Annotated in this window: 14 protein-coding genes; 4 read left to right on the forward strand and 10 right to left on the reverse strand. The window is 64.0% G+C overall.

The annotated features are described in order from the left end of the window. Positions 1-41: 41 nt before the first annotated feature. Positions 42-380: a P-II family nitrogen regulator gene (locus tag ABLE86_RS13630; RefSeq protein WP_348779496.1), complete on the reverse strand. Its 339-nt coding sequence runs from the start codon at positions 378-380 to the stop codon at positions 42-44. Between the two features lie 318 nt (positions 381-698). Between ABLE86_RS13630 and ABLE86_RS13635 the strand changes: the two genes are divergently transcribed. Continuing rightward, positions 699-2,216 carry an NAD(P)H-hydrate dehydratase gene (locus ABLE86_RS13635; protein WP_348779497.1) on the forward strand — a complete coding sequence of 506 codons (1,518 nt, stop codon included), beginning with the start codon at positions 699-701 and terminating at the stop codon, positions 2,214-2,216. Positions 2,217-2,235: 19 nt separating this feature from the next. Here ABLE86_RS13635 and ABLE86_RS13640 read toward each other — a convergent pair whose 3' ends face one another. Continuing rightward, entirely contained in the window at positions 2,236-3,564 is a 1,329-nt protein-coding gene (locus tag ABLE86_RS13640) for a DNA polymerase IV (protein ID WP_348779498.1), read from the reverse strand. 64 nt (positions 3,565-3,628) lie between these two features. Here ABLE86_RS13640 and ABLE86_RS13645 point away from each other — a divergent pair, with 64 nt between their 5' ends. Next, entirely contained in the window at positions 3,629-4,207 is a 579-nt protein-coding gene (locus tag ABLE86_RS13645) for a GNAT family N-acetyltransferase (protein ID WP_348779499.1), read from the forward strand. Positions 4,208-4,257: 50 nt separating this feature from the next. Here the strand turns inward: ABLE86_RS13645 and ABLE86_RS13650 are convergent, their stop codons facing one another. Beyond that, positions 4,258-4,911 (reverse strand): hypothetical protein, encoded by a 654-nt coding sequence (locus ABLE86_RS13650; RefSeq protein ID WP_348779500.1) that lies wholly within the window; start codon positions 4,909-4,911, stop codon positions 4,258-4,260. Next, positions 4,908-5,216 carry a DUF3572 domain-containing protein gene (locus ABLE86_RS13655; RefSeq protein WP_348779501.1) on the reverse strand — a complete coding sequence of 103 codons (309 nt, stop codon included), beginning with the start codon at positions 5,214-5,216 and terminating at the stop codon, positions 4,908-4,910. Before ABLE86_RS13655 ends, ABLE86_RS13650 begins: the two co-directional genes overlap by 4 nt. Positions 5,217-5,434: 218 nt before the next feature. On the opposite strand from ABLE86_RS13655, the gene ABLE86_RS13660 reads away from it, so the two are divergent. Together ABLE86_RS13660 and ABLE86_RS13665 are read left to right on the forward strand one after the other, a co-directional pair. Beyond that, positions 5,435-5,791, forward strand: coding sequence for a response regulator (locus ABLE86_RS13660; protein ID WP_348779628.1), 357 nt, complete (start codon positions 5,435-5,437; stop codon positions 5,789-5,791). A gap of 35 nt (positions 5,792-5,826) precedes the next feature. Next, positions 5,827-7,200, forward strand: coding sequence for a PleD family two-component system response regulator (locus tag ABLE86_RS13665; protein ID WP_348779502.1), 1,374 nt, complete (start codon positions 5,827-5,829; stop codon positions 7,198-7,200). A 396-nt stretch (positions 7,201-7,596) separates the two neighbouring features. Here the strand turns inward: ABLE86_RS13665 and rpmG are convergent, their stop codons facing one another. From rpmG to topA, 6 genes are all read right to left on the reverse strand, one after another. After that, on the reverse strand, positions 7,597-7,764 hold the full coding sequence (gene rpmG / locus ABLE86_RS13670) for a 50S ribosomal protein L33 (RefSeq protein ID WP_348779503.1): 168 nt from the start codon (positions 7,762-7,764) through the stop codon (positions 7,597-7,599). Positions 7,765-7,864: 100 nt separating this feature from the next. Then, positions 7,865-9,049 carry an MFS transporter gene (locus tag ABLE86_RS13675; RefSeq protein WP_348779504.1) on the reverse strand — a complete coding sequence of 395 codons (1,185 nt, stop codon included), beginning with the start codon at positions 9,047-9,049 and terminating at the stop codon, positions 7,865-7,867. Between the two features lie 28 nt (positions 9,050-9,077). Beyond that, entirely contained in the window at positions 9,078-9,818 is a 741-nt protein-coding gene (locus tag ABLE86_RS13680; protein WP_348779505.1) for an NUDIX hydrolase, read from the reverse strand. A 73-nt stretch (positions 9,819-9,891) separates the two neighbouring features. Further along, the gene (locus ABLE86_RS13685; protein WP_348779506.1) at positions 9,892-10,320 is read right to left on the reverse strand and encodes a DUF983 domain-containing protein; all 429 of its coding nucleotides are present in this window, start codon (positions 10,318-10,320) and stop codon (positions 9,892-9,894) included. Further along, positions 10,320-12,548 carry a ribonuclease R gene (gene rnr / locus ABLE86_RS13690; protein WP_348779629.1) on the reverse strand — a complete coding sequence of 743 codons (2,229 nt, stop codon included), beginning with the start codon at positions 12,546-12,548 and terminating at the stop codon, positions 10,320-10,322. Before rnr ends, ABLE86_RS13685 begins: the two co-directional genes overlap by 1 nt. A 96-nt stretch (positions 12,549-12,644) precedes the next feature. Next, the gene (topA, locus tag ABLE86_RS13695) at positions 12,645-15,275 is read right to left on the reverse strand and encodes a type I DNA topoisomerase (protein WP_348779507.1); all 2,631 of its coding nucleotides are present in this window, start codon (positions 15,273-15,275) and stop codon (positions 12,645-12,647) included. Positions 15,276-15,622 lie beyond the last annotated feature (347 nt).

Consider the following 15,622-nt stretch of genomic DNA (forward strand, 5'->3'; position numbering starts at 1 on the left):
ATGACGTTAAAACTTGGGGGGATGAAAAGGTTGCGGCCGGGTCAGATCGCGTCAGGGCCGGTCTCGCCGGTGCGGATGCGCACGACTTCCTCGATGTTGGAGACGAAGATCTTGCCATCGCCTATGCGGCCGGTCTGGGCCGCCTTGCGGATGGCCTCGATGGCGGCCTCGACGGAATCGTCGCCCAGCACCACCTCGATCTTCACCTTGGGCAGGAAGTCGACCACATATTCGGCGCCGCGGTAGAGTTCGGTGTGGCCTTTCTGGCGCCCAAAGCCCTTGGCTTCCGTGACCGTGATGCCCTGAAGCCCGACCTCCTGAAGGGCCTCCTTCACCTCGTCGAGCTTGAACGGCTTGATGATCGCTTCGATCTTCTTCATCTGAACTTGGCCTCCGATGGAAACTGGACAGGGCTTGGAGCCCGCTGCGCTTCTAAATGCAGGAAGCGTGCCAGTTGCAATAGCTCGCAACAAGTCTTTTTGGTGGGCGCTGATTTTCGCGAAAAATTGCGTGGCAGGCCTTCCGAAATTCCCCACCGCGCAAGAGCTCTTGTTCACGCCAGGCGACGCCGGTTTGGGCAGGTGCAAAACTGTGCATGGTGCCTATTTTTTAGGCGGGTCTCGCCGCCATGCTTCCATTTTGGAGCGCGCCCCGATGTGCTACTCATAGCCTCATTCGTTTGTGTGGATGGGCCGCGCATGTCGCATGAAATCTTGACCCCGAGCGAAATGGGCCGGGCCGACAGGCTCGCCATGCGGCAGGGGCCTTTTGACGGCTATGGGCTGATGTGCAATGCCGGTGCCGCCATCGCGGCTTTGGCGCTGGCGCGTTTTCCCACAGCCCCAACCGTCCACGTGCTTTGCGGACCCGGCAACAATGGGGGCGACGGCTATGTCGTGGCGCGCCTGCTGGCCGAGGCCGGCGTTCATGTCCAGCTCTGGGAGGAGGGCGAGCCGCGCGCGGGCAGCGACGCAGCCCGTGCCGCCGCGGACTATCCGGTCGAGCCGCGCTCACTGGCCGTCTTCCTGCCCGACCCCGGCGATCTTGTGATCGACGCGCTCTATGGCGCGGGTCTGTCCAAGCCCCTCTCGGAAGACGCCGCGCGTGCGGCAAGGGTTGCGGCGGAGCGGAGGGTGGCGGTCATCGCCGTGGACCTGCCGTCCGGCGTCTCTGGAGAAAGCGGGGAGGTGCTGGGCCATGCATTCTCCGCCGCGCTCACCGTCACCTTCGCGCGCAAGAAGCCGGGGCACCTGCTGCTGCCGGGCAGCGAACTGTGCGGCGAGGTCGTGGTGGCCGATATCGGCATCTCAGATGCGGTGGTCACCGAAATTGCTCCGCGCACCTCTGAAAATGGGCCGGCGCTCTGGCTCGATCATTTCCCGGTGCCGGCGTCCGACACCTATAAGTACCGCCGTGGCCATGTCGGCGTGTTTTCCGGCGCGCCGACGGCCACAGGGGCAGCCAGAATGACGGCCATGGCCGCGGCTAGGGCGGGGGCGGGGGCGGTCACCATGCTGTCGCCCACGCGTTCGCTGGCGGTCAACGGCGCGCATCTCACCTCGATCATGCTGCGACAGGCCGACACGCTGGACGAGGTGCTGGATTTTCTCGACGCGCGCAAGCCGCAGGCGCTGGTCTATGGCCCGGGCCTGGGGCCGGAGCAGGAAGTCGGCGATTTCCTGCTCGACCTTCTTTCCACTGCCGAGGCGCTGCCCGAGAGCCTCGTGCTCGATGCCGACGGCCTGAGCACTTTTGCCACGCAGCCGCAGGCGCTGTGTGCTGCGCTCAGCCGCCCTGCCGCGCCGCAAGCGGTGCTCACCCCGCATGAAGGCGAGCTCAGACGGCTGTTTCCCGACATCGCCGCCGATGGCAAGCTTTCCAAGCTGGAAAAGGCGCGGGCGGGGGCTGCGCGCGCGTCTGCCGTCGTCGTCTACAAGGGCCCCGATACCGTGATCGCCGCTCCCGACGGCCGCGCCGCCATCAACTCCAACGGCACGCCGCTTCTGGCCACCGCCGGCTCCGGTGACGTGTTGTCAGGATTTTGCGCCGGGCTGCTGGCACAGGGCATGCCGCCCTTCGAGGCGGCCTGCGCGGCCGCCTGGATACATTGCGAGGCCGCGCGGCATTTCGGTCCCGGCCTGATTGCGGAGGATCTTCCGCTAGCCCTGAGGCCGGTGCTTGCCGATCTTTTCGCGCGCAAGGGGTGGAAGGGGTAAAAGCGGCGAGCAATACCGCCTACCGTTCCACATCCTCCGAGGTTTGCGCGTTGCGGCCCTTGCCGAAGGTGTAGCCGGTTTCCACCGCCTTCTTGCCGAACTTGTCGCGCAAGGCATCGATGGCGCCTTCGGCCAGCGCGCGCTTGTGCGAGCGCACATCGACCAGATCCGGCGGATCGGCGCGCTCGGCGTCGGTCAAATCGCTGACACCGATGCCGAGCAGGCGGTATCTTGTGCCGTCGGTCTCCTTCTCGAGCAGCTGCATGCCGACCTGGAAAATGCGGTCGGCCAGCCGTGTCGGGTCCGTGAGCTGGCGGTTGCGGGTGCGGAGCTTGAAGTCGTGCGTCTTCAATTTCAGCACCACGGTGCGCCCGGCAATGCCCGCCTTCTTCAGCCGCGCCGAGACTTTTTCCGACAACGCCCGCAGGATAGGCACGAGCTCGGCGGCCGTGGCGAGATCGGTGTCGAAGGTGGTTTCGGCCGACACGCTCTTGGCGTCATGGTCCGGCACCACGCGGCGGTCGTCCTGGCCCCGCGCGAGGCGGTAGAGCCGGTCGCCCATCGTGCCGTAACGGCGCATCAGCTCGCCTCGCTCCATGCGCTGGACCTGCCCGACGGAGCGGATGCCGTCCTGCTCCAGCGTGGCCGCAAAGGCCTTGCCCACGCCCCAGATCATCGTCACCGGCTGATCGGCGAGGAAGCCCATCGCCTCGGCCTGTCCGATCACCGAAAAGCCGCGCGGCTTGCGGAAGTCGGAAGCGATCTTGGCGAGGAACTTGCAGTAGGAGAGGCCGGCCGAAACGGTGATGCCGATCTCCTTTTCCACCGTGCGCGCGAAACGCGCCAGCACCAGCGCCGGCGGGTGGCCGTGCAGGCGCTCGGTGCCGGAAAGATCGAGGAATGCCTCGTCGATGGAAACCGGCTCCACCAGCGGTGTCAGCGCCTGCATCATGGCGCGCACCTCGCGGCCGACAGTGGCGTATTTCTCCATGTTCGGCTTGATGACCACCGCCTCGGGGCAGGCCTCCAGCGCCTTGAACATCGGCATGGCCGAGCGCACGCCGTTGATGCGGGCGATGTAGCAGGCGGTGGAGACAACACCTCGCTTGCCGCCGCCGATGATTACCGGCTTGTCCTTGAGTGCAGGGTTGTCGCGCTTTTCCACCGCGGCGTAAAAGGCATCGCAGTCGATATGCGCGATGTGCAGCGAATAGAGCTCAGGATGTCGCGCCAGGCGCGGGCTGCCGCAGGCGGCGCAACGCATGCCGACGCCGCGCTGCGGGGTCAGGCAGTCGCGGCAAAAACCGTGGCTCGAATCGTTGACAGGCGTGTGCATGATTGCGAACATAAACAGAACGTCACGAATTCTATGGCAGCAGGTTGCCGCTCACAAGCGACAAGAGGGAGGATGCATGTCGAAGCTGACAATCGTGCCATTGACGGGCGGACTCTGGCCGCAATTCGAGGATCTGTTCGGCAAACAGGGCGCCTGTTACGGCTGCTGGTGCACGCATTTCCGCCTGCCGCCAGCTGCGCGGCGGGAGAATGATCGCGTCCGCAACAAGGAATTCATCAAGGCGCGAATCGAGGCCGGCCCGCCTCCCGGCCTGCTGGCGATCGAGGACGATGTCGCAACCGGCTGGATGCAGATCGGCCCGCGTGCCGACGTGCCTGAGTGGAACAATGCGGGCAGGGTGTCCACGCCGCTCGATCCCGGCGACGCCGCCGACCCGTCAGTATGGGCGATCTCGTGTTTCTTCATCCGCAATACGGCCCGCCGGAAGGGGCTCACCCATCGGCTCGTTGAGGCCGGCGTCGACTTCGCGCGGAAGAACGGCGCGCGCCTGGTGGAAGCCTGCCCGATGACCGAATCGAAGGATTCTCGCTCGGTCGGTCTTTACGTCGGCTCGACACGCGTTTTCGAGAAGGCGGGCTTCTCGCCGGTTGCGGAACGCAAGCCGGGGCGGCCGCTGATGCGGCTTGCCGTGTAGGTCTCTGTAGAAGCTGGGTGCTTTCCCTTGGTCGCTGGGCTGAACGAGCTTCAGAGGCCGAGAGCCGCGGCGATCTTCGGCGCCGCGTCCGGCCAGTCCTCGGCCGCCACTATGCCCTCCGGCAGTGGCGGCATCAGGGCCCTCAGCTGCCGGTGCGCCATCAGGTGGAAGAGATGCGCATCGGCTACAGATGCACGGGCCGAAGTCAGGTTGTGGGCAAGGTCGTCGACAAAGGCCACGGGGCGCGGGTGTTCGCCGCGCAGCTGGAGAAGCGCGGGACCTTTTGCCCGCTCGGTGGTGAGAAGCGGGTAGGGGAAGCCGAGCTGGTCGAGAAGGGCGCGTCGCGTCGCGCGATGCCGGTGCGGCATCGCCGTCAGCAGCACGATCTCGACGTTTTCGGCCAAAGTCGCCACGGCTTCAGCCGCGCCCGCGGGGGCGGTCTGCCAGTCGGCCTGGACGGGGAAAAACCCCTCGATCAGTTCAGAGACGCGTTCGTTGGGCACCGGCGCCTGCGTGCGCTGGTCGAAGATGTTGCCGTGCAGCCGGAAGGAGTCGGGCCGCAGCTCGAGGCCCAACGTGCCGATATAGCCCGTGAAGGGCCGAATGAACTCAAGCACCACCTCGTCGACGTCGAGCACCAGCAGCGGTCGCTCGTCGCGTGCGAGTTCAGCTATCTGGCGGGCGGTTTCAGGATCTTCGGTCATATCGATGTCTGGTGGCTGTCGTCGCCAAGCGGCAGTTGCCGCAAGGCCTTGGCGATCTCGCCCGGCGCAATGCCGCTCGCTTCGCAAAAGCTCAACAGCGTCGGCTCGTGCGCCAGCAGGAACTGCAGTACGCCGGCCAGGAAGCCCGGCTCCTGCGCGGCCTGGCGAATTGCCGATGCCTCGATGCCGGTGATCGACAGGAAGCGCGGCAGAAGCTCTGGGTCGGACGCAACGAAGCCCAACGCCTGGATGGCAATCGCCTCGGCGCCTTCCGTTGAAAACTGCTGCATCATCGCCACTTTCATGATGTCCAAAACACAAGGATGAAGTAGCCGCTGCCGCCAGTCCGGGCAAGGGCAGCGGCGGCAAGACGGACGCTCTCAAGTTTCGCGCAGGAGGTTTCCGTTTCGTCAATGATCTTGTGCTAGTTGTGCCATGGATTTGTACCATCGGCAGGCGCGCGGAAGATTAGTTCAGTGGCGCGATCGGCAGTCGGGACGGGAATTCTATGACTAAGAAGGTAATGATCGTCGAGGACAACGAGCTCAACATGAAGCTCTTCCGCGACCTGATCGAAGCAAGCGGTTACGAGACGGTTCGAACCCGCAACGGACTGGAGGCGCTGGAACTGGCGCGCACCCACAAGCCAGATCTGATCCTGATGGACATCCAGCTTCCGGAGGTCTCCGGCCTCGAGGTGACGAAGTGGCTGAAGGAAGACGACGAGCTGCACGTCATCCCTGTCATCGCGGTCACTGCCTTCGCCATGAAGGGCGATGAGGAGCGCATCCGGCAGGGCGGCTGCGAGGCCTACATTTCCAAGCCCATCTCGGTTCCGCGCTTCATCGAGACGATCAAGTCCTATCTGGGCGACGCCTAGTGCGCCGCTCGCCAGTTGCCTGAGCAGGAAGCACCATGACCGCGCGCATTCTCGTCGTCGATGACATTCCGGCCAATGTGAAGCTGCTCGAAGCGCGGCTTCTGGCCGAATATTACGACGTGGTGACGGCCACCAATGGAGCAGATGCCATCGAGACCTGCGAGAACGGCAAGGTCGACGTGGTGTTGCTCGATGTCATGATGCCGCATATGGACGGCTTCGAGGTTTGTCGCCGCCTGAAGAGCGACCCTGCCACCTCGCACATACCCGTGGTGATGATCACGGCGCTCGATGATGTCTCCGACAGGATTCGCGGGCTGGAGGTGGGGGCGGACGATTTTCTGACCAAGCCCGCCAACGATCTGCAGCTGATGACCCGTGTCAAAAGCCTGGTGCGGCTCAAGATGCTGACCGACGAACTGCGCCTGCGCGCCTCCACCACGCGCAATATCGGCATCGAGGAGTTGCTCAGCCGCCGGCAGCCTTCCGAGGGCACGCCGCCGCACGTGCTGCTGATCGACGAAAGGCCGTCGTCTTACGAGCGCATCCAGAGCATGCTGCGCAACAAGATGCAGCTTGACGTCGCCACAGATCCGCATGCCGCCTTCTTTCAGGCCGCTGATGCGCCTTATGAATGCGTCATCGTCTCGACAGCCTTCGCCGACTTCGATGCGCTGCGGCTTTGTTCCCAGTTCCGCACCTTCGACGGGACCCGCTCCTTGCCGATCATCCTGCTGGCGGACCCCGGTGAGGAGAAGCGGGTCATCCGCGGCCTGGAGCTTGGCATCAACGATTATCTGATGCGCCCCATCGATCAGCAGGAATTGCTGGCGCGGCTGCGCACCCAGGTCAAGCGCAAGCGCTACAACGACCACCTCCGCGCCAGCGTCACCCAGACCATCGAAATGGCGGTGACGGACGGGCTGACCGGCCTGCACAACCGCCGCTATCTCGACAGCCACCTGCAAACGCTGTTCGATCGCGCGGTGGCGCGCCGACGCCCGCTGTCGGTGATGATTACCGATATCGATCGCTTCAAGTCCGTCAACGACGCCTACGGGCATGATGCCGGCGACGAGGTGTTGCGCGAGTTTGCCAGCCGGTTGCGGAAGAACGTGCGCGGAATCGATCTCGCCTGCCGCTATGGCGGCGAGGAATTCGTCGTCGTCATGCCGGACACCGAGGGCGAAATCGCCGAAAAGGTGGCCGAGCGCATTCGCGCCGAAGTCGCACGAGAACCGTTTCCGGCCGGCAAGGATGGCAAGTGCCTGGATGTCACGGTCAGCGTCGGCGTTTCCTCGCTGCGGCGCGGGCTGGATACAGTGGCCGATCTGATGAAGCGGGCAGACATAGCCCTCTATGAGGCCAAGCGGGCCGGCCGAAACCGCGTGGTCGCCAAGGCGGCGTGAGCAGGCGCGGGCAGGTCCCTCGGCCGAAAGGTTAGCGATTTACCTTAATCAAGGTGATTCGCTAACTGCGGTTAAGAAACTATTGATTTTCAACCGGGCTTGCGCAACTCTCGCTGCGGAAGGAAAGGGCGCCCGTACAGTTTTCGGGCCTTTCCGCGAGCAGCCCCATGATGCTCAGGTCCGCCGCATCTCCTGGGTCCATGGGGTCGGTCGGCCGGCGCTGGCACATAGTGGCCTCCTCGTACCGCTGCCGTGCGCCGGCCGGCCCCCAACTCTCCCTCGAAAATTGACGGACGATTGATCGCGCGCTTCCGCGTTGCGGTTCTTTTCCTGCCGATAAAACAAAAATGCCGCCCGAGGGGCGGCATCGCTGCGCTTTCGCTAATGGATCGAAAATTACTTGATCTTCGTTTCCTTGAATTCGACGTGCTTCTTGGCGACCGGGTCGTACTTGCGGAACGACAGCTTCTCGGTCTTGGTGCGGCTGTTCTTGCTCGTCACATAGAAGTAGCCGGTGTCGGCAGTCGAAAGAAGCTTGATCTTGATGTTTGCGGCTTTGGCCATGATGTTCTTCCGTCTATCTTTGAAGTTCGGGCCGCCTGACCACGGCTAGAAGCCCGGACGCGGAAACTTGGCGCGACACATAAAGAACATGCGCGGAAAGTCAAGTCCGGCCTATGCCGATGACGAGGCGGACGACCGACAAAACGATATAGGCGGCGAAAAATGCGCCCAGCGACCACCCGAAGCCATCGCTGCCGAACACGTCCATGCCGATGCCGATCGCCTGCGGGCCCAGCACCATGCCCAGGCCGTAGCACAGGACAAACGCGGCATTGGCATTGGCAAGCTCGTGTCCCGAGAGGCGCGAGCCGAGGTGAGCAAGACCGATGGTGTAGAGTGCCGCCACCACGCCGCCCCATAGAAACAGCAGGCCTGCCATCACGTGCCAGTCCGTCTGGATATGCGGCAGCAGAATCATCCCGACCAGGCCCACGCTCGCGCAGATGAGCAGCATGTGGCGCCTGTCCTTGACGCGATCGGAGATCATGCCGAGCGGAATCTGCATGACCACGTTGCCGAGACCGATCATTGTCAGAAGCAGCGCCGCGTCGCCCTCGGAATAGCCGATGCGGTTGCCGTAGACGGGAAACAGCGCGAAGCCGCCGGTTTCGACCGCGCCGAACACGAGCACGGCGGCCGTGGCGGTCGGAACCAGCCATATGTAGCGGATGAAGCCGGTCTTGCCGCCTTCAGGCACGATGTTGGGGCTTTCCCGCCAGGCCGCCAGCACCGGGATGGCCGCAATCATCACCAGCAGGAATACCGTTCCGAACGGCATGAAGCCGGAGCTTCCCATCTGCGAGAACAGCCACGGGCCGGCAGCGAAGCCGAGCGAAAGCACCGTCGCGTAGATGCCCAGCACCAGCCCGCGCCGGCTCGGCGGGGCCGAGGTGCTGATCCAGAATTCAGACAGGATGAAGAGGACCGTCAGCGACAGGTGCAGCGCCACGCGCAGCGGAAACCACATCCAGAAGGAAGGCGCGAAGTAGAAGCCGACGAAGGCCAGCGCGCCCAGCACGATCATGGCGAACATGGTGGCGACCACACCGAATCGCACCGCCAGCGGTGTCGCCAGCGGCGCGGCGGCGATCGAGGCCAGGCCGGCAATGGCGGTGTTGAGGCCGATCATCGAGGCCGAGTGGCCGCGCGTCTCCAGAATGATGCTCAGCAGCGGCATGCCCAGCCCAATGGCGATGCCCACAACGCTGATGGACGCGATAGCTGCCGAAATGGACAACCATCGCATGGGCACGTCTAGCGCCTGCGATTCGATGCTGCCTGTCATGTATTTGTCGAACCTGGAACTTTCGGAATTAAAAAAGGTCGCGGATGAAACTGTTTCGGACCATTCGGTAGAAGGGCACTGGTCCGCCGGGGCGTAGCTGGGGGTCTGCCGCCAGCCGCTGTTGAAGTTCTTCGAGTATGGTCTTGGTGATGACCGGAACGTCGGCCTGCGGCGCTTCGCGCAGCGGCAGCCAGATCAGCCCTTCCAGTTCGTTGGTCGGGCCGCCGCCTGGAAGCTCTACGGCAACGTCGGTCCGCCACGTCGCCAGGAAACGGGTGTCGAAACGGCGCACCCGGCCGGGCGGGGTGATGGCGCGGGCCACCAGGCGAAGCGGCTGCAATGTCGGTTGCACGCCGTGTTCGACAAAACCCTGCCAGTCTGCTTTTGCTGTCGAGAAGGGGCCTTTTCGCCCGATCAGCAAGCCAGCTTCCTCGTAAGTCTCGCGAATCGCTGATAGCGCGATCGCGCGTGCCCTTGCCTGGCTCCTGCGCGCGATGGTCGCCAGAAGCTTGGCCTCTTCGAGGGGGTCAAGCATGTCGGTCACCGGCACCCGGCCGTCATCGGGGTCGGTGCGCCCGCCGGGAAAGACGAACTTCCCCGGCATGAAGGCATGGCTCGAATGGCGCCTGCCCATCAGCACATGCACTTCGCCGCCCCTGCGATCGAGCAGGATCAGCGTCGCGGCGTCGCGTGGTCGTCTGGGGCCGGCGCCTAACGACGCGTCATTGGACTCGGCCTTGTCCAGCTGGTCTTTGGTCAATCCGTCCATGCATGCACTTTAGGGGAATCTGCCGCCGGGCGAAATTGTTCCAGCGGATAGAGCTTTACGCCAGCCGCTTCGTTCAGGCGTCCATATTGTCGTTGTGGTCGCCTTTGCCGTCAAAGCCGTGCATGTAGAGAGCCCACTGCAGACCGACGATCGAGCCTTTGACCGGGCGCAGCAACGCAAGCGACATCAGGATGGTCGCGGGTACCCACATCGCAAGGTGCTGCCAGGTGGACAGCTGGACCGTGGCCTCGATGCCCATGAAGGCGGCAACCACGACGTGTCCCACGATGACAACGACGATGTAGGCCGGCAGGTCGTCGGCGCGGTGGTGATACATCTCCTCGCCGCAGTGCTCGCAATGGTGGACCGGCTTCAGGAACGAGCCGAACAACTTTCCCTCGCCACAATGCGGGCAGCGCCCGAGAAAGCCGCGCTTCATTGCCTGCCACAGCGGCCGAGTTGGCCGGGCTGCTTCCGCCGCGCCAAAAACCTGTGTCTCCATCACCGTCTCCTGCTCCGGGGCATCTTGCGTTGTGCAGCGCGAGCCCGCGACCTCTGTGCCTTTGCCTTGTGATATGACGCCTTGGATCCCGGCAACGGCTTTGGCTCGGTCAGCATCTCGAAACGCATTGCGCCCTGTAGCGGGGCCACTTCGACGAGGCGAACCTCGACGCGATCTGCAAGCTGATAGCCTTTGCGCGTGCGTTCTCCGAAAAGCGCCTGGGTAGACTCGTCGTATATATAGTAGTCGCCATCCAGCGATGACACCGGAATAAAACCATCGGCGCCGTACTGCGGCAATTGGACAAAAAGACCCGCCCTGGTGACACCTGAAACACGCGCGTCGAACGTATCGTTGAGGTGTTCAGCCAGATAGCCGGCGATCAGCCGGTCGATGGTGTCGCGTTCGGCCGCCATGGCGCGGCGCTCGGTGGCCGAGATCAGCTCGGAGATGTCTTCCAGCCTCTCTTCCTCGCCGCGGGTGATGCCGTCGGGCCCGAAATTCAGCGCGCCGATCAGGGCGCGGTGCACGATAAGATCCGCATAGCGGCGGATCGGCGAGGTGAAGTGGGCGTAGCGGCGCAGGTTGAGGCCGAAATGTCCAAGGTTTTCAGGTGAATAGAGCGCCTGGCTCTGGGCGCGCAGCACCACTTCGTTGACCAGCGCTTCGTGCTCGGCGCCCTTCACGCGGCTCAGAATCTGGTTGAACTGCGCCGGCATCATCTGCGCGCCGCGCGCCAGCGAAAGACCCAGCGTAGCCAGGAACTCGCGCAAGCCTTCCTGCTTGGCAAGCGACGGCGCATCGTGGGTGCGATAAACCAGGCTCTGCTTCTTCGCCTCCAGCGTCTCGGCCGCAGAGACGTTGGCCTGGATCATGAACTCTTCGATAAGCTTGTGCGCGTCGAGCCGCTCCGGCACGACGACCCGGTCGACGGTCCCGTCCGGCTTGAGCAGGATCTTGCGCTCCGGCAGGTCGAGCTCCAGCGGCTGGCGCGAATCACGCCCGCGCTTGAGCACGTGGTAGGCGTCCCAAAGCGGCTTCAGGATTGTTTCGAGGATCGGCCCCGTCGCATCATCCGGAGTGCCGTCGATCGCCGCCTGCGCCTGAGGGTAGGCGAGGCGCGCGGCAGAACGCATCATGATGCGGTGGAACGAATGGCGGATCTTTCGACCCTCCGCCGAAAACGTCATTCGCACCGCCAGGGCAGGGCGGTCGACGCCTTGCTTCAGCGAGCAGAGGTCGTTCGAGATGCGTTCCGGCAGCATCGGCACCACGCGGTCCGGGAAGTAGACCGAATTGCCGCGCTTGAGCGCCTCGCGGTCGAGCGGGGTGCCCGAGCGCACGTAAGCCGCGACATCGGCGATTGCGACGACGACGATCATGCCACCCGGGTTGCGCTCGTCGGTATCGGCCTCGGCGTAGACCGCGTCGTCGTAGTCCTTGGCGTCAGCCGGATCGATGGTCACCAGCGGCACGTCGCGCCAGTCTTCGCGGCGTTCCAACGTGGCGGGTTTGGAGCCCTCGGCCTCTGCAATCACTTCCTGCGGGAATATGTGCGGTATGTCGTGGGCATGGATGGCGATCATCGAGACCGCCTTCTCGCTGGCCAGCGAGCCAACCACGTTCAGCACCTTGGCGCGCGGCAGCCCATAGCGCGAGGCGCGCTGTGGCTCGACTTCCACCAGGTCGCCATTTTCGGCGCCGTTGCGGAATTCCTTCTCCACCACCAGTTCGGACTGGCGGCGCTCCACCGGCTCGATGCGGAAGGTGCCGTCCTGGAGCACACGGAACACGCCGAGAACCGCCTCGCTGCGCTTCTCGAAGACCTTCATCACGCGTGCCGTGTAGGCCGGCCCGGTCTCGGCATGGGTGGGAAAAGTCTTGGCCAGAACGCGGTCGCCGATGCCCGGTGCCGGGCCACTGCGCGGAACCTTGATCGACACCACCGTCGGCAGCGCGCCTTCGCGCTGCTCCGTGGGGCGGGCCAGCAGAAGGCCGTCCTCGTCGCGCGCGAAAATGTCCAGCACGGCAACGGCGGGGAGGGCGCCCGGGCGCATCAGGCGCTTGCGGTCCTTCTCCAGCAACCCTTCGCTTTGAAGCTCGGCCAGCGTGTCCTTCAGCCAGATGCGGCTTTCGCCCTTGAGCGAAAAGGCCTTGGCGATGTCGCGCTTGCCGCTCTTGTCCGGGTTCTCGGAAATGTAGCGCAAGATATCGTCGCGCGACGGCAGGAAGTCGCGCGACTTGCCTCCGGAGCGGGCAGCCTCGGATGAGCCGCTCTTGGTGCCGGCACCTTTCCGCCCGGAGATGTCTCTTGCCAAGGGGGGTTATTCCTCTGTCTTCTTCGCGGACTTCTTGGTCGCGGTTTTCTTTGCGGCAGGCTTCTTCGCGGCCGGCTTTTTGGCAGCAGCCTTGGCGCGGGCTGGCTTCTTGCCGCCGCCCTTGGCCTCCTTCTCGGCGATCAGCGCTAGCGCATCTTCCATGGTTACGCTTGCCGGATCCTTGCCCTTAGGCAAGGTCGCGTTGATCTTGCCATAATTGACATAGGGTCCGTATTTGCCGTCGCGCACGGTGATCGCGCCGCCGCCATCCGGATGCTCGCCGAGTTCCTTCAGCGCCGCGGCGGCGGTGCGGCCGCCCTTCGCCTTCGACTGCTTTTCCGCCAGAACCGAAACCGCGCGGTTGAGGCCGATCGAGAACACGTCCTCGATGCTTTCGAGATTGGCATAGGTGCCGTCGTGCAGCACGAACGGCCCGTAGCGGCCGAGCCCGGCCGAGATCATCTTGCCGGATTCGGGATGCTTGCCCACATCGCGCGGCAGCGACAGCAGCGCTATCGCCTTCTCATGATCGATGCTTGCCGGCGTCCAGCCCTTGGGCAGGCTGGAGCGCTTTGCCTCCTTGCCTTCGCCGCGCTGCAGGTAGGGACCGAAACGGCCACTGCGCAGCGTGATCTCTTCCTGGGTGTAGGGATCCTTGCCCAGCGACTTGGTGCCGTCCTCAAGGCCCTCGGTGCCTTCGCCGTTGCCATTGCCGTCGCCGCCGAGCTGGCGGGTGTAGCCGCATTCGGGATAGTTCGAGCAGCCGACGAAGGCGCCGTACTTGCCGAGCTTCAGCGACAGGTTGCCGGTTCCGCACTTCGGGCAGATGCGCGGGTTGGAGCCATCCTCGCGTGCAGGGAAGACGAGCGGAGCAAGCTCTTCGTTGAGTGCGTCGAGCACGTCGGTGACGCGCAGTTCCTTGATGTCGTCGACGGTCGCCGAAAACGCCTTCCAGAAGTCGCGCAGCACGTCCTTCCAGGACAGCTTGCCGTCCGAGATCTCGTCGAGCTTCTCTTCCAGCGAGGCAGTGAAGTCGTATTCGACATAGTGCTCGAAGAAGCTTTCCATGAAGGCGGTGACCAGCCGGCCTTTGGCCTGCGGGATCAGCCTCCGGTTATCGATCGTCACATAGTCGCGGTCTTCCAGCGTCTTGAGCGTGGCGACATAGGTCGACGGGCGGCCGATGCCGAGCTCTTCCATCTTCTTGATGAAGGAGGCTTCGGTGTAGCGCGGCGGCGGTTCGGTGGTGTGGCTGGTGACGTTGATCGACTGGCGGTCGAGCGCGTCTCCGGCGCGGATTTCCGGCAGGCGGCGGCTTTCCTCGTCCTCCGCGTCCTCGTCCTTCTGCTCGGTATAGGCGGCGATGAAGCCGTCGAAGCGGACGACGGAGCCGACCGCACGCAACTCCGCCGTGCGGGCGCCGTTGCGCGCCTCGATCTCGACGGTGGTGCGCTCGATCTCTGCCGGCAGCATCTGGCTGGCAATTGCGCGCTTCCAGATCATTTCGTAGAGCCTGGCCTGGTCGGCATCGAGATACTTGCGCACCTCGGCGGGAGTGCGTGAAAAGTCCGTCGGGCGGATGGCTTCGTGCGCTTCCTGGGCGTTCTTGGCCTTGGTCGAATAGTAGCGCGGCTTTTCCGGCACGTATTTGTCGCCGAATTCGCGTGCAATCGCCGCGCGGGCTGCGCTGATCGCCTCCGGCGCCATCTGCACGCCGTCGGTACGCATATAGGTGATGAGGCCGGTGGTCTCGCCGCCGATATCCATGCCCTCATAGAGGCGCTGCGCCACCTGCATGGTGCGCGACGCCGAGAAGCCGAGGCGCGACGAGGCGGCCTGCTGCAGGGTCGAAGTGGTGAAGGGCGGGGCAGGGTTGCGCTTGGTGGGCTTTGCCTCCACCGACAGCGCCTTGAAGGCGGCGCCGTCCAGCATGGCCTTGATCGCGTCGGCCTGTTCCTGGGTCTTGATGTCGAGCTTCTGCAGCTTCTTACCGTCATAGACGGTGAGCTTGGCCTCGAAATTCTCCGCGCGGGGCGTGGCGAGGATCGCCGCGATCAGCCAGTAGTCCTCACGCACGAAACGTTCGATCTCGTTCTCGCGGTCGCAGACGAAGCGCAGCGCCACCGACTGGACGCGGCCGGCCGAGCGGGCGCCGGGCAGCTTGCGCCACAGCACCGGTGACAGCGTGAAGCCCACGAGATAGTCGAGCGCGCGGCGCGCCAGATAGGCATCGACCAGCGGCGGATCGATTTCGCGCGGATTGGCCATGGCGTCGAGCACGGCCTGCTTGGTGATGGAGTTGAACACCACGCGCTTGATCGGCTTGTCCTTCAGCACGCGCTTCTGCTTCAGCACCTCCAGGACGTGCCACGAAATCGCCTCGCCCTCGCGATCAGGGTCGGTTGCGAGGATCAGGCCGTCGGCATCCTTCACCGCCTTGGCGATGTCGGTCAGGCGCTTGGCCGAAGCGCCGTCCACGGACCAGGACATGGCAAAGTCTTCGTCCGGCTTCACCGAGCCGTCCTTGGCCGGAAGATCGCGCACATGGCCGAACGAGGCGAGAACCTTGTAGTTCTTGCCCAGATACTTGTTGATGGTTTTGACCTTGTTGGGCGACTCGACGACGACGACGTCCATGTTTTCTCTTGTTTCCAATGGTGTCGCCAGCGGCAACAAAGGCGACGCGCGGCGAAAAATTCTGTCAACTGGCTCGTCACATGGCTGCGGTTTTGCATCCGGTCAAGGGGCGACGGCGAAATCGACGGTTGACAGATAGGCCTCGCGCCAAAAATGCGGGCGTCTGCGTATTGCAATCTAGGATAAGTGTAATATGGTCTATAGTATCACTGGTTGTGGAGAATTCTTGCAAAAAGTCATTCGTCTAACCCCCTCCTGTCCGGCGGTGCGGCCCGGCTGGACAAACCGGAGTATTGCCGATGCGGCAGTCCCTTACAACGAGGCGAACCGATACTCTCGACTATATA

The organism is Mesorhizobium sp. KR2-14 (assembly GCF_040049255.1).
GTDB lineage: Bacteria > Pseudomonadota > Alphaproteobacteria > Rhizobiales > Rhizobiaceae > Pseudaminobacter.

Bases quoted from the DNA above. Each gene is read 5' to 3' on its own strand.
- ABLE86_RS13650 (WP_348779500.1), bottom strand. From the start codon at position 4,911: ATGACCGAAGATCCTGAAACCGCCCGCCAGATAGCTGAACTCGCACGC.
- ABLE86_RS13645 (WP_348779499.1), top strand. From the start codon at position 3,629: ATGTCGAAGCTGACAATCGTGCCATTGACGGGCGGACTCTGGCCGCAA.
- ABLE86_RS13635 (WP_348779497.1), top strand. From the start codon at position 699: ATGTCGCATGAAATCTTGACCCCGAGCGAAATGGGCCGGGCCGACAGG.
- ABLE86_RS13660 (WP_348779628.1), top strand. From the start codon at position 5,435: ATGATCGTCGAGGACAACGAGCTCAACATGAAGCTCTTCCGCGACCTG.
- rpmG (WP_348779503.1), bottom strand. From the start codon at position 7,764: ATGGCCAAAGCCGCAAACATCAAGATCAAGCTTCTTTCGACTGCCGAC.
- ABLE86_RS13680 (WP_348779505.1), bottom strand. From the start codon at position 9,818: ATGGACGGATTGACCAAAGACCAGCTGGACAAGGCCGAGTCCAATGAC.
- ABLE86_RS13640 (WP_348779498.1), bottom strand. From the start codon at position 3,564: ATGTTCGCAATCATGCACACGCCTGTCAACGATTCGAGCCACGGTTTT.
- ABLE86_RS13665 (WP_348779502.1), top strand. From the start codon at position 5,827: ATGACCGCGCGCATTCTCGTCGTCGATGACATTCCGGCCAATGTGAAG.
- topA (WP_348779507.1), bottom strand. From the start codon at position 15,275: ATGGACGTCGTCGTCGTCGAGTCGCCCAACAAGGTCAAAACCATCAAC.
- ABLE86_RS13630 (WP_348779496.1), bottom strand. From the start codon at position 380: ATGAAGAAGATCGAAGCGATCATCAAGCCGTTCAAGCTCGACGAGGTG.
- ABLE86_RS13685 (WP_348779506.1), bottom strand. From the start codon at position 10,320: ATGGAGACACAGGTTTTTGGCGCGGCGGAAGCAGCCCGGCCAACTCGG.
- ABLE86_RS13655 (WP_348779501.1), bottom strand. From the start codon at position 5,216: ATGAAAGTGGCGATGATGCAGCAGTTTTCAACGGAAGGCGCCGAGGCG.
- ABLE86_RS13675 (WP_348779504.1), bottom strand. From the start codon at position 9,049: ATGACAGGCAGCATCGAATCGCAGGCGCTAGACGTGCCCATGCGATGG.